This window comes from Kribbella sp. NPDC104740 (genome assembly GCF_055583505.1).
The window spans coordinates 42,546-62,015 of the sequence record NZ_JBVJNV010000004.1 but is presented as its reverse complement, the minus strand read 5'-3'; the positions used below and the strand labels follow the sequence as shown (position 1 = coordinate 62,015).

17 protein-coding genes are annotated in these 19,470 nt (G+C 70.7%); 11 read left to right on the top strand and 6 right to left on the bottom strand.

Translation table 11 applies throughout. From position 1 onward, the window contains the following. The first annotated feature begins 5 nt into the window (after window positions 1-5). Window positions 6-1,271, top strand: a complete 1,266-nt coding sequence (locus ACZ6Z4_RS21315; protein ID WP_465566995.1) for a M48 family metalloprotease — start codon at window positions 6-8, stop codon at window positions 1,269-1,271. Here the strand turns inward: ACZ6Z4_RS21315 and ACZ6Z4_RS21310 are convergent. Further along, window positions 1,268-2,236 (bottom strand): glycerophosphodiester phosphodiesterase, encoded by a 969-nt coding sequence (locus ACZ6Z4_RS21310; protein ID WP_465566991.1) that lies wholly within the window; start codon window positions 2,234-2,236, stop codon window positions 1,268-1,270. The two genes, ACZ6Z4_RS21315 and ACZ6Z4_RS21310, sit on opposite strands and share 4 nt — an antisense overlap. A 64-nt stretch (window positions 2,237-2,300) precedes the next feature. Further along, a complete protein-coding gene (locus ACZ6Z4_RS21305) occupies window positions 2,301-2,927 on the bottom strand; it encodes a lysoplasmalogenase (RefSeq protein WP_465566988.1) in 627 nt (208 codons plus the stop codon). A 61-nt stretch (window positions 2,928-2,988) separates the two neighbouring features. On the opposite strand from ACZ6Z4_RS21305, the gene ACZ6Z4_RS21300 reads away from it, so the two are divergent. The 3 genes from ACZ6Z4_RS21300 to ACZ6Z4_RS21290 all read left to right on the top strand — a co-directional run bounded on the left by ACZ6Z4_RS21300 (window position 2,989) and on the right by ACZ6Z4_RS21290 (window position 7,570). Then, on the top strand, window positions 2,989-4,050 hold the full coding sequence (locus ACZ6Z4_RS21300) for a spore photoproduct lyase family protein (RefSeq protein ID WP_465566985.1): 1,062 nt from the start codon (window positions 2,989-2,991) through the stop codon (window positions 4,048-4,050). Window positions 4,051-4,115: 65 nt separating this feature from the next. Then, entirely contained in the window at window positions 4,116-5,837 is a 1,722-nt protein-coding gene (locus ACZ6Z4_RS21295) for an ABC transporter ATP-binding protein (protein WP_465566982.1), read from the top strand. Continuing rightward, window positions 5,834-7,570 (top strand): ABC transporter ATP-binding protein, encoded by a 1,737-nt coding sequence (locus ACZ6Z4_RS21290; protein ID WP_465566979.1) that lies wholly within the window; start codon window positions 5,834-5,836, stop codon window positions 7,568-7,570. The genes ACZ6Z4_RS21295 and ACZ6Z4_RS21290 overlap by 4 nt, the downstream gene beginning before the upstream one ends. Before the next feature lie 36 nt (window positions 7,571-7,606). Here ACZ6Z4_RS21290 and ACZ6Z4_RS21285 read toward each other — a convergent pair whose 3' ends face one another. Together ACZ6Z4_RS21285 and ACZ6Z4_RS21280 are read right to left on the bottom strand one after the other, a co-directional pair. Next, window positions 7,607-8,143 (bottom strand): rRNA adenine N(6)-methyltransferase family protein, encoded by a 537-nt coding sequence (locus tag ACZ6Z4_RS21285; protein ID WP_465566976.1) that lies wholly within the window; start codon window positions 8,141-8,143, stop codon window positions 7,607-7,609. 61 nt (window positions 8,144-8,204) lie between these two features. Next, window positions 8,205-9,362: a CapA family protein gene (locus ACZ6Z4_RS21280; RefSeq protein ID WP_465566973.1), complete on the bottom strand. Its 1,158-nt coding sequence runs from the start codon at window positions 9,360-9,362 to the stop codon at window positions 8,205-8,207. Window positions 9,363-9,483: 121 nt separating this feature from the next. On the opposite strand from ACZ6Z4_RS21280, the gene map reads away from it, so the two are divergent. Continuing rightward, window positions 9,484-10,251, top strand: a complete 768-nt coding sequence (gene map / locus ACZ6Z4_RS21275) for a type I methionyl aminopeptidase (RefSeq protein ID WP_465566970.1) — start codon at window positions 9,484-9,486, stop codon at window positions 10,249-10,251. Window positions 10,252-10,564: 313 nt separating this feature from the next. Then, on the top strand, window positions 10,565-10,756 hold the full coding sequence (locus tag ACZ6Z4_RS21270) for a hypothetical protein (protein WP_465566968.1): 192 nt from the start codon (window positions 10,565-10,567) through the stop codon (window positions 10,754-10,756). 139 nt (window positions 10,757-10,895) lie between these two features. On the opposite strand, the gene ACZ6Z4_RS21265 is transcribed toward ACZ6Z4_RS21270, so the two are convergent. Together ACZ6Z4_RS21265 and ACZ6Z4_RS21260 are read right to left on the bottom strand one after the other, a co-directional pair. After that, the gene (locus ACZ6Z4_RS21265; RefSeq protein ID WP_465566965.1) at window positions 10,896-12,050 is read right to left on the bottom strand and encodes an Rv2578c family radical SAM protein; all 1,155 of its coding nucleotides are present in this window, start codon (window positions 12,048-12,050) and stop codon (window positions 10,896-10,898) included. A gap of 37 nt (window positions 12,051-12,087) precedes the next feature. After that, the gene (locus ACZ6Z4_RS21260) at window positions 12,088-12,927 is read right to left on the bottom strand and encodes an NAD(P)H-binding protein (RefSeq protein ID WP_465566962.1); all 840 of its coding nucleotides are present in this window, start codon (window positions 12,925-12,927) and stop codon (window positions 12,088-12,090) included. Window positions 12,928-13,014: 87 nt separating this feature from the next. On the opposite strand from ACZ6Z4_RS21260, the gene ACZ6Z4_RS21255 reads away from it, so the two are divergent. The 5 genes from ACZ6Z4_RS21255 (at window position 13,015) to ACZ6Z4_RS21235 (ending at window position 19,425) form a co-directional block, all read left to right on the top strand. Further along, window positions 13,015-13,800 (top strand): TetR/AcrR family transcriptional regulator, encoded by a 786-nt coding sequence (locus tag ACZ6Z4_RS21255; RefSeq protein WP_465566959.1) that lies wholly within the window; start codon window positions 13,015-13,017, stop codon window positions 13,798-13,800. 208 nt (window positions 13,801-14,008) lie between these two features. Next, window positions 14,009-14,506 carry a hypothetical protein gene (locus ACZ6Z4_RS21250; protein WP_465566956.1) on the top strand — a complete coding sequence of 166 codons (498 nt, stop codon included), beginning with the start codon at window positions 14,009-14,011 and terminating at the stop codon, window positions 14,504-14,506. 79 nt (window positions 14,507-14,585) lie between these two features. Continuing rightward, a complete protein-coding gene (locus ACZ6Z4_RS21245; RefSeq protein ID WP_465566951.1) occupies window positions 14,586-16,349 on the top strand; it encodes an HSP90 family protein in 1,764 nt (587 codons plus the stop codon). Beyond that, on the top strand, window positions 16,346-18,991 hold the full coding sequence (locus tag ACZ6Z4_RS21240; RefSeq protein ID WP_465566948.1) for a tetratricopeptide repeat protein: 2,646 nt from the start codon (window positions 16,346-16,348) through the stop codon (window positions 18,989-18,991). The genes ACZ6Z4_RS21245 and ACZ6Z4_RS21240 overlap by 4 nt, the downstream gene beginning before the upstream one ends. A gap of 56 nt (window positions 18,992-19,047) precedes the next feature. After that, complete coding sequence (locus tag ACZ6Z4_RS21235; RefSeq protein WP_465566945.1) at window positions 19,048-19,425, top strand: hypothetical protein; 378 nt, start codon at window positions 19,048-19,050, stop codon at window positions 19,423-19,425. Window positions 19,426-19,470: the final 45 nt, after the last annotated feature.

The following is a 19,470-nucleotide window of genomic DNA, read 5'->3' as shown; positions in this document are numbered from 1 at the left end:
CTGCCGTGCAGACCGATGCCGGCGTGACCCGGTGCCCCCAGTGCGCCCAGCAGATCCGCGTCGACCCCGGCTACGTCACCTGGTGCGACCAGTGCGACTGGAACGTCGACCCGACCGGCCCCGACCACCAGCAGCCCGCCTGGCGCGTGAAGCTCGAGCACCAGCTCGCCGACACCCTCTACCGCGAGCTGGAGCACGGCCGCATCCAGCGCCCGGGTGTCGACGCAGCACGCATCACGGCGTACCTGCTGTCGGCTGCCCTGCTGGTGCTGCCTCTGGTCGCGCTGGTCGGTGGCGTGGCGTTGCTGATCTTCTACCGGCCGCTCTGGCTGAGCATCCCGCTGGCAGCGATCGCCATCGCCATCGGGCTGATGCTGCGTCCCCGTGCCACCCGGCTGGATCCTGACGTCCAGCTGGTCTTCCGCGAGGACGCACCGGTGCTGTTCGGTCTGCTGGACCAGATCGCTGCAGCCATTGGTACTGCGCAGGTCGTTGCTGTTGCGCTGGATGCTGAGCCGAACGTCTGCTTCGTGCGGGTCGGGTGGCGGTTCCGGCCGGTCATCGGGATCGGGCTGCCGCTCTGGACCGGGCTGCGGCCGCAGGAGCGGGTGGCTGTGCTGGCGCACGAGCTGGGGCACGGGAGGAACGGGGACGCCCGGCACGGCTGGGTGGTCGACGCCGCTGAGTCGGTGCTGGAGCAGGTCGAGGCGGCGTTCACCGAGCAGCCGTACGACGAGTACAAGCTGGATGCGGCGCACGCGCTGGGCACCGACACCTCCGCCAGTCACCTCACCCGGGTGATCAACAGCATCGTCGGGCCGATCGTCCGCGGCTACGCCTGGCTGCTGGACCGGGTGAGCCTGCGCGGCAACCAGCGGGCGGAGTACCTGGCCGACCGCACCGCTGCGGAGGTGGCCGGCTCCGAGGCCGCCGCCTGGGCGCTGGAGCGGACGCTGCTCGGCGACACGTCGTACAGGGCGTTGGAGCGAGCGCTGCGCTTCGAGAAGGACCTGCCGCCGCTGGAAGCAGTACGGCGTGCGGTGGCCGAGACACCGCAGCGCGAGATCGAGCGGCGGCTCCGGGTCAGCAGGCTGCGGGAGACGCGGACCGACTCCAGTCACCCGCCGACCTACCTGCGGGCCAAGCTGATCCGTGCCCGCCCGGCGACCAGCGCCCGCGTCGTACTGGGCCTCAACGAGAACCAGGCGATCGACCGGGAGCTGGCAGCCGCTGCGGAGCTGGTACTGAAGGACCTGCGGGGCTCGCTCTAGACCTTCAGCGTGGCCCGGCGGGTCATGGTGGCCACGGCGATGTCGGGGTGGTCAGCGAAGACGCCGTCGATGCCTGTGGCCGCGAAGGCCTTCAGCTCGGCGGCCAGGTCCATGCCGGTCGGCAGGAAGCGGCGCTCGGCCCGGAACGTCCAGACCTGCACCTTGAGCCCGGCGCGGTGCGCCTGGTCGACCAGGCGGGTCGGAGCGTCCAGCGCGCCGTCGGAGCGGCGCGGGATGACCAGGTCCTTGTGCGGCGCCAGCACCTCGGCGTACGTCGAGATCTCGCGCAGCCCGGCCGGTGCGGTCAGGTCGGTGAAGGTCCGGTCGTCGCCGAAGCGCTGGAAGTCGTTGGGGGTGCCCTCGGAGTCGACCAGCTGCACCAGCGGTACGTCGGTCATCACCGCGAGCCGCCGCAGGCTGGTCGGCTCGAACGACTGCACCATCGCCTCGCCACGGCGGACGCCGAGCGCGGTCAGCCGCTCGGCGAGCAGCTCCTCCAGCGGCAGCCCGAGCCGCCGGAAGTACGCCGGGTGCTTGATCTCGGGGATCACGCCGATCGGCCGCCCGAGCCGCGCGGACTCCTGCCGGGCCAGCGCCACCACCTCGTCGAAGGTCGGGATCGCCTCCCGGCCGTCGTACGCCGTGTTGGCGGCGCGCAGCGCGGGCATCCGCTCCCGGGCGCGCAGTGTGCGCAGCTCGGCGTACGTGAAGTCCTCGACGAACCACCCGGTGACGGCCTCGCCGTCGACGATCTTGGTGATCCTGCGGTCCGCGAACACCGCGTGGTCGGCCACGTCGGTGGTTCCGGAGATTTCGTTCTCGTGCCGGGCCACCAGGACGCCGTCCAGCGTGGCGACCAGGTCCGGCTCCAGGTAGTCGGCGCCGAGCGCCGCAGCCAGGCGGTAGGCCGCCGGCGTGTGTTCCGGACGGTAGCCGCTAGCTCCACGGTGCGCGATGACCAGCATGCGATCCAGGACAAGCGCCCGAGGTGACCCCGCGGGAACTAGTTGCCCAACGCAAGATGAAGCTCTACCGAGCCACTGGCACCGCCGCCGCCACCCGTTCCCGACCTGGAACCAGACCGACGACCAGCAGGTATTGCGCCAGGCAGTAGGTCGCCATCACCAGGTAGTCCCGGCCGGCGAAGCCGTACCCGGCCAGCTCGACGCCGATCAGCCCGTCGGACACCATGAACACCAGTCCGCCGACACCGGTCCGCCAGCCGAACCACATGCTCGTCAGCGCGGTACCGGTGACCAGCAACGAGTAGACCGCGACCGGCAGCCGCTGGTCGCCCAGCCCGGGCCAGAGCAACACCATGCCGGCCAGCCACAGCACGCCGTACGCCGCCGCTACCTTCCAGGAGCGGTGGGTGGTGCGCTGGGAGAACAGGACGATGTAGCAGACGTGGGCGACGCCGAAGGCGGCCATGCCGAGCAGCAGCTCGTCGCCTTCCAACAGAGCGTCGCCGAGCAGGGACGCCGCCAGCGCACCGACCAGGAGCCAGGCGGCACCCTGGAGGCGGGCCCAGACGGCCAGCGTCGGCATCAGCGCCAGCTTGGTGAGCAGGCGTGGCAGCTTCTCGTCGAGCGCGATCGCGACCAGGTGAGCGAGAGACAGCACGGCGTACAGGACCAGCCCCCAGCGGTTCCTCATGTCTCGATGGTCGGCGGTCCGGGGTCCAGTTCCTGTCGGTGGCGTCTGGGATCGTCGAAGTGTGCCCGTTCAGGAACTGCTGGAGATCACCCGCATCTACGCCGAGCCCGCCGCGGCGGCGTCGGAGCGCGGGCAGCAGGTGCTGGCCCGGTGGCCGGAGGCCGCGGTGGTGGAGGTGGACAGCCACTGGAACATCCCCGAGTTGCACGGTGACCAGGCGAACGTCCGGCGCTGGGTCCGGATCAAGCGCGAGGCGCTGGTGCTCGGCGAGAAAAAGGCGCTCGCGGTCCGGCCGAACGGCCGCTCGGCCGACTTCATCGCGCCGTCCTCGGCCAACGGCTGCGCGATGGCGTGCGCGTACTGCTACGTCCCGCGCCGCAAGGGCTACAGCAACCCGATCACGGTGTTCACCAACCTCGACAAGATCATCGCGACCACGGTCCGCCACGTGGGCCGGCAGGGGCCGAAGATGGCCAACCAGTGCGACCCGGACGCGTGGGTCTACGACCTCGGCGAGAACAGCGACTGCAGCGTCGACGCCCTGGTCAGCGACAACGTCGCCGAGCTGGTGGCGGCGTTCCGGACCCTGCCCACCGCCAAGGCGTCGTTCGCGACCAAGTACGTGAACCGCGCGCTGCTCGGCCTCGACCCGGGCGGGCGGACCCGGATGCGGTTCTCGCTGATGCCGGAGCGGGTCGCGAAACTGCTCGACATCCGTACCAGCCCGGTCGCCGAGCGGCTGGCGGCGCTCGACGACTTCGTCGCCGCGGGGTACGAGGTGCACGTCAACTTCTCGCCGGTCGTCGTGTACGACGGCTGGCTCGCCGACTGGGCCGAGCTGCTGCAGCAGCTGGACGCGGCCGTCGGCCCGGCCACGCGCCGCCAGCTCGCCTGCGAGGTGATCTTCCTGACCCACAACGAGGCGCTGCACGAAGTCAACCTCGGCTGGCACCCGCAGGCCGAGCAGCTGATCTGGCGGCCGGAGCTGCAGGAGACCAAGCGGTCGCAGAACGGAGCGGTGAACGTCCGGTACCGCTGGCGGGACAAGCAGCGGTACCTGGCGGAGCTCGCGGAGCTGCTGCGTGCGCACGTCCCGTACTGCCGGGTCCGGTACGCCTTCTGACGTTCTTCCGCCCGCCGTTAAATCGGATGCTCGTTGTCGGTGGCCGGACCTAGCCTGGACAGGTTATGAAACAACTTCCTCTGGCCGATCCCGGCACTCCGGACCATCGTTCTGCCGCGCGCTACCTGCTCTGGGTGGCGCGCGGCCAGAAGGCGACGCTGCTCGGCGGCATGACCTTCGGGATGCTCTGGATGGGGGCGCAGGCGTTCGTGCCGGCGATCCTCGGGAAGGCGATCGACGAGGGGATCGCGGGTGGGGACGTCGACCGGCTGCTGGGCTGGACGGCGCTGCTGTTCGCGGTCGGGGTGGTGCAGGCGCTGGCCGGCATCATGCGGCACCGGTTCGCGGTGTCGAACTGGCTGAGCGGCGCCTACCGGACCGTCCAGGTGGTCACCCGCAAGTCCGCCGACCTGGGTGCGACCCTGCCGAAGAACCTGGCCACCGGTGAGGTGGTCAGCGTCGGCGCCGGCGACCTGGCCTACATCGGGAACCTGCTGGAGATCTCGGCCCGGTTCAGCGGCGCGATCGTCGCGTTCGTGGTGGTCGCGGTGATCCTGCTCAGTACGTCGACGGTGCTCGGCCTGGTGGTGCTGATCGGTGTCCCGCTGATGCTGTTCGCGCTCGGCCCGATGCTGCGTCCGCTGCACCACCGGCAGTCCGCGCAGCGCGAGGCGGTCGGCGAGCTGAACTCGCTCGGCTCCGACATCGTCTCCGGCCTGCGTGTGCTGCGCGGCATCGGCGGCGAGGAGTCGTTCTCCAAGCGCTACCGCGCCGAGTCGCAGCGGGTCCGCGGCGCCGGCGTGAAGGTCGCCGGGATCCAGTCCGTGCTCGACGCGGCGCAGGTCTTCCTGCCGGGCATCTTCGTGGTCAGCGTGGTCGGCCTCGGCGCGCACTTCGCCGTCCGCGGCGACCTGAGCGCGGGCAGCCTGGTCGCGTTCTACGGGTACGCGACGTTCCTGGTCCTGCCGCTCCGGACGGCGACCGAGATGGCGAACGCCCTGATGCGCGCGCTGGTCGCCGGGCGCCGGATCGTCCGCGTGCTCGAGCTGACGCCCGACGTGACCGACTCGGCCCAGCCGGTCCGGCTGCCGGAGCGCGGCGACCTGGTCGACCCGGTCTCCGGCATCCGCGTCCGCGACGGCCGGCTGACCGCGATCGTCTCCGCCGAGTCCGAGCAGGCCGCGCTCGTCGCCGACGTCCTGGGCCGGTACGACGACGCCAGCGAGGTCCGGTACGGCGGGGTCACGCTGGCCAGCGCCACCCGGGCCGACGTCCGGCAGCGGATCCTGGTCAGCGACACCGGCTCGCAGCTGTTCACCGGCGTACTGCGCGACGAGCTGGACCCGAGCGGCCGGCGTACGGACGAGGAGCTGATGGCGGCGATCCGGACGGCCTCCGCCGAGGACGTGCTGGTCGCGCTGGCCGACGGGCTCGACGCCGAGGTCGAGGAGAAGGGCCGCTCGTTCTCGGGCGGCCAGCGGCAGCGGCTGGTGCTGGTCCGGGCGCTGCTGGCCGACCCGTCGGTGCTGGTGCTGGTCGAGCCGACGTCCGCGGTGGACGCGCACACCGAGGCCCGGATCGCCGACCGGCTCCGCGAGTACCGGGAGGGCCGTAGCACCGTCGTACTGACGTCCAGCCCGCTCCTGCTCGACCGCGTCGACGAGGTGATCTTCGTCGCCGACGGCCGGGTCGTGGCGACCGGTCAACACCGGCAGCTGCTGGAGACCGAGCCGCACTACCGCCGTACTGTCACCCGCCAGACCGAGGACGAGGAGGTGCTCGCATGAAGCAGATCCTGCCGGTCGCCGACTCGGCACAGGTCCGCAGGCACGCCCGCCTGCTGGCCAGGCGACACCCACGCGCTCTGCTGATCGCGCTCGGCCTGCACGCCCTGGCGGCGGTCACCGGTCTGGCCACGCCGCGGCTGATCGGTGAGCTGGTCGAGAACGTCCAGCGCGGTACGACGGCCTCCGCGGTGAACCAGGTGATCGTGGTGATCGCCGTGTTCGTCGTGGTGCAGTCGCTGCTCACCCGCTGGGCCCGCTACCGGTCGTTCGCGCTCGGCGAGCAGGTGCTGGCCGAGCTGCGCGAGGACTTCGTCGACGACGCCCTGGCGCTCCCGATCGGAACGGTCGAGCGCGCCGGGACCGGGGACCTGCTGTCGCGCACCTCGCGGGACGTGGACACGCTGTCGCGGACCGTGCGGTTCGCCGTCCCGGAGACGATCATCGCGTTCGTCACCGTGCTGTTCACGGTCGGTGCCGCGATGCTGGTCGGCGTCTGGGTGCTGGTGCCGCTGCTGGCGATGGTGCCGGTGCTCTGGCTGAGCACCAAGTGGTACCTGCGCCGCGCCAAGGACGGGTACCTGCGGGAGAACGCGGCGTACGCGCAGATGACCAGCTCGCTGGCCGAGACGGTCGAGGGTGCGCGCACGGTCGAGGCCCTGCGCCGGTACGAGTCGCGCGTTCGCCAGGGCGACAAGGACATCCGCGGCTCGTACGACGCCGAGCGGTACACGCTGTTCCTGCGCACGGTCTACTTCCCGGTGGTCGAGGTCGGGTACCTGGTGCCCGTCGTCGGCACGCTGCTGTTCGGCGGCTGGCTGCACATCAACGGGCACGTCTCGCTCGGCGCGGTGACGGCCGCGGTGCTCTACGCCAGCCAGCTGATCGACCCGGTCGACCGGCTGATCTCCTGGCTGGACGAGCTGCAGTCCGGCGGCGCCGCGCTGGCCCGCCTGCTCGGCATCACCGACGTACCGGACGACCGGACGCCGACCGGCGAGCAGCCGTCCGGCGAACTGGTCGAGGCGCGCGACGTGCGGTTCTCGTACGTCGACGGCCGCGACGTGCTGCACGGTGTGGACCTGACCGTCCAGCCGGGCGAGCGGATCGCGATGGTCGGCCCGTCCGGTGCGGGCAAGTCGACGCTCGGGCGGCTGATCGCGGGCATCCACCCGCCGCGGACCGGCTCGGTCAGCGTCGGCGGGGTCGGGATGACCGACCTGCCGCTCGACGAGCTGCGCCGGCAGGTCGCGCTGGTCACCCAGGAGCACCACGTGTTCGTCGGCACGCTGCGCGACAACCTGTCGATGGCGTCGCCGGAGGCGTCGGACGAGACGCTGCTGGAGGCGCTCGACGCGGTGGACGCGCGCGAGTGGGCCGAAGCTCTGCCCGAGGGGCTGGACACGCGGGTCGGCTCGGGGCAGTTCGCGCTGACTCCGGCGCAGGCTCAGCAGCTGGCGCTGGCGCGTCTGGTGCTGGCCGATCCGCACACGCTGGTGCTGGACGAGGCGACGTCGCTGATCGACCCGCGGGCCGCGCGGCACATGGAGCAGTCGCTGGCCGCGGTGCTGGAGGGCCGGACGGTGATTGCGATCGCGCACCGGCTGTACACGGCGCACGATGCGGACCGGGTCGCGGTGGTCGAGGACGGGACGATCAGCGAGCTGGGCAGTCATGACGAGCTGGTTGCTCGGGATGGTTCGTACGCCGCGTTGTGGAAGTCCTGGCACGGCTGAGATGCGAAAGGCCCGCTCCTGGTGGAGCGGGCCTTTCTATCTCTTGGTGATTCTCAGGACAGCGGAATCGACATGGGGTGGTGGGGTGAACGCCTTGCGGGGAAGGCGGATACCGATCGAGGTGTCGTAGTGGCGGGTCCAGCGGGCTGCTCCCGGGGCACGGCCTTCGACCCAGCGGTTGACCACCTGACGCTGCAGGACGAGGTCTGCGGACAACAGGCGTGAGCCTGGTGAGAGCAGCCTCTTCAGCAGCGCGGTCGAGACGCCGTACGGCGGGCTCGAGATCACTCGGAACGGGCGATTCGGCAACCGCAGATCGGTTGCATCGACCTGAATCACCTTGATCGCCCCAAAGCGGTCGCGGAGCTTGGCCGCGCGGCCTGGGTGCAGCTCGACGGCGATGACTTCGGCGCCGGCTCGCACCAGCGGCCCGGTCAGCGCGCCGAGACCGGCCCCGACGTCGAGGACGAGGTCACCGGAGCGCACTCCGGCGGCGTCGACGACGCGCTGGGCCCAACGACTATCGAGCGGATGCCATCCCCAGGCACCCCTCGCCTGCCCGGAGGCGGGCACGACGGACCATCACGAAGTACGTAATCATGGTCGCGAGCCTAGAGCGCTTCGTGCCTTGTTCTCAAAGGGTTTTCGGCGCCTTGGTGAGACTCTCGACGGTCTCCGCAGTCCGGCGCTCGGCCAGCTCGAGCCGTTCGCGCTTGGCCGCCGACAGGTCCGGCTTCGCGAGCTCACGCCGTACGTCGAGCACCCGCACCGGCAGCGCGTCGGTGACCAGCAGCGGTGCGTACTCCGGAGCCGCAGCCTTCCACCGGTCGCCGTCGCGCTTGAACGTGAACTTGACCAGCAGTCCCTCGGACTTCGGTGCGTTCGGCGTCCGGTGCGCGGCGACCAGGTTGCCGAGGCCGTAGGCGACCCACTTGCCGTTCACCTGCTCGATCGGCTGCACCACGTGCGCGTGGTGCCCGAGGATCAGGTCGATGTTGCTGTCGGCAAGCAATTCCGCGGCCAGCGTGCGCTGCTCGGGGCTCGCAGTGGACGAGTACTCGGTACCCCAGTGCGCGCTGACCACGACGATCTGCGCGCCGAGGTCGCGGGCCTTGGCCGCCATCGCCTTGATCTTGACCGGGTCGAGCTTCCCGGCCCGCCAGGTCTCGCCGTTCGGGTACGGCATGCCGTTGAAGCCGTAGGTGTAGCTGAGCAGCGCGACCTTCACGCCCTGTACGTCGACGATGGTCGGCGTCGCCGCCTCTTGCGGCGTCCGCGCCGTACCGGTGTGCTTCAGGCCGGCCTTGTCGAGGGTGCGCAGCGTCCGGTCGATGCCGGCGGCCCCTTTGTCGAAGCTGTGGTTGCTGGCGGTCGTGCAGGCGTCGTACCCGGTTGTCTTCAGGGCGGGCACGATCTGCGGCGGGCCCTGGAAGAGCGGGTAGCCGGAGTACGGCGCACCGAGCGGGGTCTCGAGGTGACAGACGGCGAGATCTGCGTCCTGGACAAGGGGTTTGACGCCGCTGAGCAGGGGCGCGAAGTCCCACTGGCCGTTGCTGCCGTCCTGGCGGGCGGTGGTCCACAGGCGTTCGTGGAGCAGGACGTCGCCGGTGGCGACGAGGCTGATCTCCTGGGCGTTGGTCTGCGACTGGGGTCCCGAGCCTGAACCCGTCCCGGGGCCTCCGCCTTTGCTGGCGCCCTCGCCGCTCGAACCACCGCCGACCGGTACGTCGGCACAACCGCTCAACCCGGCCAGCAGAACGCCGACCGCCAACACCTTCCACCGCACGCGCATGGCCAAGCCCCCAGGTCTCCGCCCCGGCAGGACGGACACCTACAAGACGTCGTGAGCCGGCAAAAGGTTGAACGTGATTATGATACCGGGATAACTATCCCGCGACCCGAGGACGCAGCCGATGGTGGACCTGAAAACCCCGGCCGAGGTCGAGGCGATGCACGCGGCCGGACAGGTCGTCGCGGCCGCACTCACCGCCGTGAAGACCGCTGCGGCCGTCGGCGTCTCGTTACGCGAGCTCGACGAGATCGCCCGCGACGTCCTGCGCACCGCCGGCGCGGTGTCGCTCTTCGACGGGTACCAGCCAGGCTTCGCATCGTCGCCGTTCAAAGGCGTCATCTGTACGTCGGTCAACGACGCGGTGCTGCACGGCCTGCCGAGCGACCTGCGCCTGCAGGACGGCGACCTGCTGAACGTCGACTGCGGCGCCTCGGTCGACGGCTGGTGCGCCGACTCCGCCACCAGCTTCGTCGTCGGTACGCCGCGCCCGGAAGACCTGGCACTGATCGCCACCACCGAGCGCGCCCTCGCGGCGGGCATCGCGGCCGCCGTACCGGGCGCACGCCTGGGCGACGTCGGCGCAGCGATCGGTGCCGTCGGCACCGAAGCCGGCGTCGGCACGAACCTCGACTTCGGCGGCCACGGCATCGGCCGCCGAATGCACGAGGAACCCCACATCCCCAACGGCGGCCGCCCCGGCCGAGGCCTGAAACTCCGCACCGGCCACGTCCTCGCCATCGAACCCTGGTTCTGGCACGGCCCCGGCTCGACCTACCTCATCGACCCCGACGCCTGGACCCTCCGCTCCACCGACGGCACCCGAGGCGCCCACGCCGAACACACCGTCGCTGTCACCGACCAGGGCCCAAGAATCCTCACCCTCCGCTGAGCCCACCTCGCCGTCGAGCCACCACTCCCCATCTCCACCGAGCCGGCGCCCCGCTCCGCCCAGCCGGCGCTGCCGAGCCGCCCCCTTCAAACTCCGCCGCACCACCGCCCCCTCAACCCCCGACGAGCCGCCGCGCCGCTCCGCCCAGCCGGCGCTGCCGAGCCACCGCTCCTCACCCCTCCGTCGAGCCCACCCTCCCCTGCCACTGAGCCACCCGCTCAAACCTCCGCCGCACCACCGCCCCTCCAACCCCCGCCGAGCCGCCGCCCCCTGTTCCGCCGAGATGCCACGCCACCACTCCCCTGCAAGCGCAGTGCGCGAGGTCGGCTGGGCTCATCAGCAACTGCTCGCGGCTTGCCGCCAGACGGCGAGGCTGCTGGTCGCCGCACCGGAGGCGGTGCTGCAGCTCGGCAATCCAGGCGCGGGCCTGGACGCAGGTCTGAGCGCCGAGGTCTTCGACGCGCGGCGGCTCAGAACAACGTTTGCTGTTCAGCCTCCGGCGTGAGCGGCGGCTGGCGCCGATCCGCGGCGAGCAGGCGCACTGGCCGGCGCCGGCCTGCGGTGGACCCACGCGGTCAACAGCACGGATCAGCGCGGCGGCGGAGTCCGCTGGACGAAGGCGATCGATCCTCCGCAGGTGCGGCTCAGAACAGCGCCTGCTGTTCGGGTTCCGGGGTGATCGGTGGGACCGGTGCCGGTCCGCGGCGGGTGTGCGTCGGGCTGCGGTGGGGTGAGGTGTTGAGCGGCGCCGGGTCAGCGCGGCGCGGGCCCCGGAAGCGTTCGTTCGGTTCGCCCCAGCCGGAGAAGGAGCCCTCGCCGGGGGCTTCGATGATGGTGCGGGAGTTGTGTTTCGGCGTACCGAAACCATGTTTGGCCAGTAGCGGGCGGACCTTGGACTCGAAGGCGTTGCGGTAGCTGGGGGCGGCGTTGGGGCCGTGGGCGTACAGGGACTCGTAGCGTGCGACCAGGTCGGGGTGATCCTCGGACAGCCACTTCATGAACCAAGGTTTGACGCCGGGGCGCAGGTGCAGGACGAGGGTCGTCACGCCGGTGGCACCGGCGGTGGCCAGGCGGGCGAAGAGATCGTCTAGCTGCTCCGCAGAGTCCGTGAGCCACGGGAGCACCGGGGCGACCATCACCCCGCACGGCAGGCCGGCCTCGCGCACCGCTCGGATCAGCTCCAGGCGGCCGCGGACCGACGGTACGCCGGGCTCGAGGCGTCGGCGCAGCTGCTCGTCGGCGAGCGCCAGCGACACCCCGATGCCGACCGGGACCTGCTCGGCCGCGGACTGCAGCAGTGGCAGGTCGCGGCGGAGCAGCGTGCCCTTGGTCAGGATCGACAGCGGCGTCCCGGAGTCGGCCAGCGCGGAGATGATCCCGGGCAGCAACTGATAGCGCCCCTCGGCGCGCTGGTACGGATCAGTATTGGTGCCGAGGGCAACTTGTTCACCACGCCACGACGGCCGGGCCAGCTCCCGGCGCAGCACGTCGGCGACGTTGGTCTTCACCACGATCTGGCGGTCGAAGTCCAGCCCGGTGTCGAGCTCCAGGTATTTGTGCGTCGGGCGGGCGAAGCAGTACCGGCAGGCATGAGTGCAGCCCCGGTACGGATTCACCGTCCAGTTGAACGGCAGACCCGACCCCGGCACCGAGTTCAGCGCCGACCGCGCGACCACCTCGTGGAACGTGACGCCCTGGAACTCCGGTGTCGTCACCGACCGGACCAGGCCCGCGATCGAGCCCAGCCCCGGCAACGCGCCGGGTGTCTCCACGTCGAGCTGCTGTCCCGCCCATCTCATGGAGTACAGTCGAACACATGTTCGGCAAGCTTTCAAATCACGCCCGGAACGCGGCCACGTTGTCCCGGGCCCACGCGCGGTACGGCTTGGCCGGACGCCCGGTCACCTCCTGCACCACCGGCGACGGCTCGGCGGCGTACTCGGCCATCATCCGGAAGCCGTCGACCAGCCACTCGGCCGACTCGGCGCCCATGAACGGCGTCCACGCGGCCACGGCCTCCGCGTGCGTCAGCTCCTCGAAGCGCAACTCGCGGCCGAGAGCCTCGCCGATCAACGCGACCTCCTGCGGCTGCGTCAGCTGCTCGGGCCCGCTCATCAGCAGCTTCTGCCCGGTGTAGCTTTCGTCGCGCAGTACGACGCTCGCCACCGCCGCGATGTCGCCGAGGTCGATCGGCAGCTGCACCGCACCGGCGTACGGGCCGCGGACGACGCCCTCGGTCTTGATCGACTCGGCCCAGTCGAGGGTGTTGTTCATGAACTGGCCGGGCCGCAGGTGCGCCCACTCGAAGCCGCCGTCCTCGATCGCGCGCTCGACCTTGTAGTAGTGCCACGACTCCGGATCGCCCATCGCCTCGTACTCGGCCGGCTCCCCCGACAGCACCACCACCCGCCGTACGCCGGCCTTCTGCGCCGCCGTCACGAACTCGTCGACGAACGCCGGCAGCGGCGCCAGGTACACCGTGTCGATCCCCTCCAGCGCCGCGGGCAGCGTCGCCGGCTTGCCCAGATACCCGCGCGCCACCTCGACACCAGGCGGCAGCGCCGCCTTCGCCGGGTTGTTCGTCAACGCCCGTACGCCGGCCACGCCCGCCGCCACCAGTTCGTCCACCAGCAGCCGCCCCACGCTGCCGGTCGCACCCGTCACCAGGATCGACATCCCCAACTCCGTCCACTCGGAGAGCAATTCTCGTATGGTATACGAGAATCAGCTCTCATAGGATGCGGCGACGAGAAGAGGTGCGGAATGACGGTGCAGCACAGCGGTGGCGGCCCGGCCGCGCGCACGCTCGCGCTGCTGTGGCGCAAGCAGTCCCAGCAGGCCACCACGAAGGCCCGCGGCCGGAAGCCGACGCTGCAGCTGGACACCGTGGTCGACACCGCGGTCGCGCTCGCCGACGAGCGCGGGATCGCGGCCGCCTCGATGGGCAACGTCGCCAAGGCGCTCGGCGTCGGGACGATGACGCTCTACACCTACGTGCCCTCCAAGGAGGAACTGCTCGACCTGATGGTCGACCAGGTCCTGCTCGAGCGCGGCCTGCCCGGCCCCGGCGAGGACCGCCCCGCCGACTGGCGTGCCCAGGTCGAGCTGTACTCCGACGAGACCCGCGCGATGTACTCCCGGCACCCCTGGCTGGCCCGGGTCTCCACGATCCGCCCGCCGATCGGGCCGGGCATGCTGGCCGCCCGCGAGTACCTGCTGTCCACGATGTTCGCGCTCGGCCTGCCGCCGGCCCGCGCGAACCTGGCCGCCCTCGCGATCGCCACGTACGTCGACTCCGCCGCCGGCGGCGAGGCCGAGAGCGACCTGATCGAACGCTCCACCGGCCAGACCCACGACGCCTGGTGGCACGAGCGCGGCGACCTGTGGGAGCACTACTTCGACGTCGACCGCTACCCGACGATGACCGCGGTCTGGAACGACGGCGCCGGCGCCGGTTCGGCGTACGGCGACGGCACCCGCGAGGTCACCGCCGAGGCCTACCGCTACGGCCTCGACCGCCTGCTCGACGGGATCGCCGCGACAGCGTAGCTCCCTTCGTGGGAACCCGGCGGAGATAAAAGGTTGGTGCCGGGTGCGTCGACGACACTCACCGACGGTGTAGCTGCCACCGATATCGGCAGCGACGTATTCCACTCTGCCTATACGCAGTATCTCGCTGAAGCGGGACGTCCAGCAGGCCAAGGACGAAGCGACTGATGCCAAGGCCATCGCCCGAAGTGCGATTCAAAGCTCCGAGGTGGCTCAGACGGCCAGCCTCAGATCACCGCGAAATCGGATCGGCACCGCCGGAGCGCCGATCCGCGCTGAGATCGACCAACTAGCCAACGAGTACAACAGCATCCGTGACGAGCAGCGATCAAGCAGTGCGCGGACTGCGCGACTGTCGACCTTGGTCTCGAAGATGATCTCGATTCTGAACAAGGCTCCGTCGGACGCCCTGGATCCCCTTGTCAATCTGAACTCAGACGACGGCGGGCAACGTATTGCTGCGTATGCGCAGTTGTACGCCCATCCCGATCCACGGCATGCGCAACGCCTGGTCAACGCGATCGTCGACGAGGAGGCACCCTTCGGGCAGTACTGGGCTCTCCGCGCTCTACGTCGTCTGGTCTCCGTCGACTCATCTCTCGGTGCTACCTCAAGACAACAGCTCCGCGGGCTGCAGAGTCGACTGGCTGTCGGATCTGACCGTGCCTACGAGCTGTCCGCCGTGCTGGCTGCCGTTGACGGGTAGGCCTCGCTCGTCCGCAACGCGGAGGTTGCCTCTCGAATGCCGTAGCGTTCAGGCAGTTGTGGGCTGGAGGGGCTGGGGAATGGGTAGCGAGAACTTCCAGGTGGACCTGCAGGGGGTCGTCGATCTCCTGAGTCATCACCTGTACAGCAGTCCGCGGGTGTACCTGCGGGAGCTGCTGCAGAACGCCGTCGACGCGGTGACCGCGCGCCGGGCCGGGGACGCGGCGGCGCCGGGCGTGATCGGGATCGTGGTGGACGGGCAGCGGCTCAGTGTCAGCGACACCGGGATCGGGCTGCGGCCGGAGCAGGTGCGGGAGCTGCTGGCGACGATCGGGCGCAGCTCGAAGCGCGACGAGATCGGGTTCGCGCGGTCGGAGTTCCTCGGGCAGTTCGGGATCGGGCTGCTGTCGGCGTTCATGGTGGCCGACGAGATCGAGGTCGTGACGCGTCCGGCCGACGGGCCAACCACACGCTGGAACGGTACGGCGGACGGCCGCTACACGATCGGCGAGTCCGCGGCCCGCGAAGAAGTCGGTACGACGGTGACCGTGCAGGCCCGGCGCGGTGCCGAGCAGTGGTTCAAGACCGCGACGGTGATCGAGCTGGTCAAGCTCTTCGGAGCCCTGCTCCCGTTGGAGATCACGGTCAACGGCGAGCGGGTCACCGACGGCGTCGCGCCCTGGGAGGGCAACGGCCGGGCCGACCTAGTCGGTTACGCGCAGGACCAGCTCGGCTTCACGCCGTTCGACGTGATCCCGCTGAACAACCCGGCGGCCGGCCTGACCGGTGTCGCGTTCGTGCTGCCGTTCGCCGCGAACCCGGCCGAGCGGGCCACGCACCGCGTCTACCTGAAGCGGATGCTGCTGGCCGAGGGCGTCGAAGGGCTGCTGCCGGACTGGGCGTTCTTCGTTCGCGCGGTGATCGACACCTCCGAGCTGCGCCCGACGGCCAGCCGCGAGGCCCTGTTCGACGACGGGCACCTGGAGACCACCAGGGAGGCGCTGGGCGAGCAGCTGCGTGGCTGGATGGTCCGGCTCGGCAGCACCGACCCGCAGAAGCTGGACCGGTTCCTGGGGATCCACCAGCTCGGTGTGAAGGCCCTGGCGCTGCACGACGACCAGATGCTCCGGCTGGTGCACCGCTGGCTCCGGTTCGAGACCAACCACGGCCGGATGACCGCCGCCGAGCTGCAGGAGCTCAAGGGCGAGATCCGGTACGTCGGAACGATCGAGGAGTTCCGTCAGCTCGCGGCGGTCGCCTCCGCACAGAACCTGACCATCGTCAACGCCGGCTACACCTACGACGCGGAGCTGCTGGCCCGCCTGCCGGACGTCGTACCGGGGCTGGTCACCAGCAGGTTCGACCCGACCGAGCTGAGCACCAGCTTCGACAGCCTGGACCCACAGACCGCGCTGGAGCTGCGCCCGTTCGTCCAGCTCGCCCAGGAGGCGCTGGACTCGGTCGGCTGCGAGGTGGTCGTCCGTGCCTTCGACCCGGCGTCGCTGTCGGCCATCTACCTCGTCGACCGGTCAGCACAGTTCGCCAGTGAGCTGCGCGCGACCAGGGAACGCACCGACGCGCTCTGGTCGGATGTGCTCGGCGCACTCGACACCAACGACGACAGCCGCCCCCAGCTCGTGCTGAACCACCGCAGCCCTCTCGTACGCCGGATGGCCGCGCTGACCGACCCGGAGCTGGCCAAGCTCGCTGTGGAAGGCCTGTACGGGCACGCGCTGATGCTCGGCTACCACCCGATCGGCCCGGCGGACTCCGCCCTGGTGAACCGCTCCTTCCTCGGCCTGCTCGACCAGGCTGTTCCTACCTCGGAGGACCCGACGCGATGACAGACGACCTGGTCGACCGCCTGCACCAGGCCCAGTCGGCGCCGTACGGCAAGGCCCGTACGGCGATGCTGGAGGACGTGGTCCGGCGGGCCGACGCCGCCGGCGCCGAGGACATCGCGTTCTTCAGCCGGCTCAACCTGGTCACGTCGTACGTGATGGGTGGGGAGCCGCGCCGGTCGCTGGTGCCGTTCGCGCGCTGCGTCGCCGACTGGGACGCTGACCCGGCCAAGTACCAGGAGCACTCGCACTCGTTCCTGTGGTGCTTCAAGTACGCGCCGAACACGCTGACCAAGTTCCCCGAGGTGCCGCTCGACCGGACGTACGCCGTACTGGACGACATGGAGCGGCGCTGGCGGGTTGGTGGCCACAGCCCGCACGCCGTGCACCAGCATCGCTGGCAGGTGGCCGCGCACATCGGTGACGACGCGGCCGCTGCCGAGCAGTTCCGGCTCTGGTCGACGTCGCCGCGCGACGACCTGTCCGACTGCATCGGCTGCGACCCGACGCACAAGGTGCTGCACCTGACGACCACCGGGCAGACGGCCGAGGCAGTGGCGCTGTCGGTCGGCGTACTGGACGGGCAGCTGACCTGCAACGAGCAGCCGCAGCAGATGCTGACCACGCTGCTTCCGGCGTACGTGGCCGAGGGCATGTACGCCGAAGCCGTCGACGCGCACCGGCGGGCCTACCGGATCCTCCGCAACCAGCCTGGCGAGCTGAGCGCGTACGCCGACCACGTCCGCTTCTGCGCGCGGACCGGGAACCTCCCGCGCGCTGTCGAGCTGATCGAGCGGCACCTGCCGGACCTGGCCGAGCCGCCGAGCCCGCTGGCCGCGATGGACTTCGCCGCGGCCGCGTCGCTCGCGCTGAGCCGCGTCGACCTGCGGATCCGGCGCTCGTCCGGCGAGGTGGAGTCGCGGCAACTGGCCGAGGAGCTCGCGCAGCAGGCGCTGGAGCTGGCGGCGCAGTTCGACGAGCGCAACGGCACGACGCGGCAGAGCGACAACGTGAAGGCTGTGCTGGCTGCGGAGCCGTGGGTGGACTACCTGCCGCTGTCGGAGACCGCCCGGCGCGCGCACGAGCGCGTGCAGCCGGCGCCGGTGCCGAGCGAGCCGCTGCCGGTGGGTGGCGGCCAGGCCTGGCTCGACCGGGCCGAGGAGGCGTGGCAGACCGACCGCCGGACGGAGGCGGGTGCGGCGTGGGCCGCGTTCGAGCAGGAGGTGCCGGAGAGCGAGCGGTCGCCGCTGGACCGTGCCCGGGTGCTCGACGGTCGCGGATTGGTTGCCTCCGACAACGATAAGGCCGAGGTCGCGCTGGAGGCGTGGCGCGAGTCCCTGACCCTGTACGCCGAGCTGGGCGAAGAGATCCGGGTCCTGCGCGACCGCGGGCGGATCGGCCGCGTGCTGTGTGACGCCGGGCAGCTGGACGAGGGCCTGGCCACCGGCGAGGTCCCGTTGCGCCGGCTGATGGAGGAGGACGAGCCGCGACGTCGCGCCGGGTGGCAGTACTCGCTGGCGACCATGCTGGCTCAGGTCGGCCGTACGGAGGAGGCGCTGGCTGAGCTGGCGGTGCTCCGGAGCAGGCAGGACACCGACCCGGATCTCCAGTCGGGCGCCGGGATCCTGCAGTGCAACCTGCTGCTGCAGCTGGAGCGGCTGGAGGAGGCGGAAGAGGCAGCTACCGCCGGCACGGCCACGCGGCAGCAGATGCCGCGCTCGTTCGCCTACCGCCAGCGCGGCTGGATCCGGCTCGCGCTGCAGCGTCCGGAAGAGGCCGTGGCTGACCTGGAAGAGGCGATCGCCCTGGCCACCGGTACGCCGGACAGCGAGGTACACCTGGCGATCTGCCGGCTGGAGCTCGCCAAGGCGTACCTGTTCAGCGGGCGCGCGCTGGAGTCGGCCGAGACCGCTGAAGAGGCGCTGCCCGCACTGCGCGACCCGGAGCTGGCCGGCCTGCTCGGCGACGTACGCGGCGTACTGGCTGATGCGTACAAGTCGCTGGGCGAGATGGAGTCGGCGCTGGTGCAGGTGCGAGCGCTGCTGGCGGAGGCGCCGGCCGACGCGCACCCGTACTGGCTCGGACAGACCAAGCAGGACGAAGGCAACCTGCTCGAACGCCTCGACCGCGACAAGGAAGCGGTGGAGGTGTTCGTGGCTGCGGCGGCGTACTTCGAGGCCGCTGAGCAGCCGCTGGAGACAGTGCAGGCGCTGCGGCTTGCTGGGCAGTCGGCACGGTACGCCGGTGAGTTCGACCGGGTGCGGGAGCTGCTGCAGCGCGCGCAGTCGGTGCTGGAGGTGCTGCCGTCTGCTGATGAGCACGTGCTGTTCCAGCAGGCAGGCATCTACTGGGACCGCGGCATCCTCGCGCTGCAGCAAGGCAACGTGACGACGCTCGTTGCTGATGTGACGCGTGCAGCGGAGGCCTACGAGCGGGGTGGGTACGAGGACCAACACCTCAACGCGCAGCTGCTGCTGGCGGAACACGCCAGCGCTGACGCAGCAGCGCTGGAGGGGATCTTCAACAGCCTGACGACGAGCCACCCGCACTACCACCGGGCGGGCTACCTGCTGGCCGACCGCCTGCGCCAGCTGGACCGGCACCAGGAGGCCGACGCGCTGGAGGATCAGCTCAACCGAGCCTGAGCTGCAGCAACCTGCACTCTCCGACTACGGCTCCACCACGCGGGTACACGAATGGGATGAACCAACGCCGGTGGGTCGCCCTGCTGACCGTCGCGATCGTGCTGAGCCTCGCCGGCGGCGTCCTCCAACTGCTCGACGGGCGCTGGCTGTCCAGTCTGCCCACCCTGCTCAGCGCCTCGATCGGCCTGGTCCTCCTGCAGCGCATCCGCCGGCCCGACTGGACCCCACCGCGGAGGATTCCCCGTTGGCGACTGGTCCTCTTCTGGGCCCTGATCCTGGCCACCAGCGCAGCTTTCGCCATGGCTGCCGCCGTCAGCCCGCACACCAGTCGCCGCTGGATCGCCGCCGTCCTCGTCCTGGTACTGCTCGCCATCGGCGTCGCCTTCACCGCCGTGGTGCGGAACGCCAACTCAACGGCCGGACGAACAGAGTGAGCTCCGGGCGACAGCCGTGGTCGGTGACGCTGCAGCGTGCTCTGA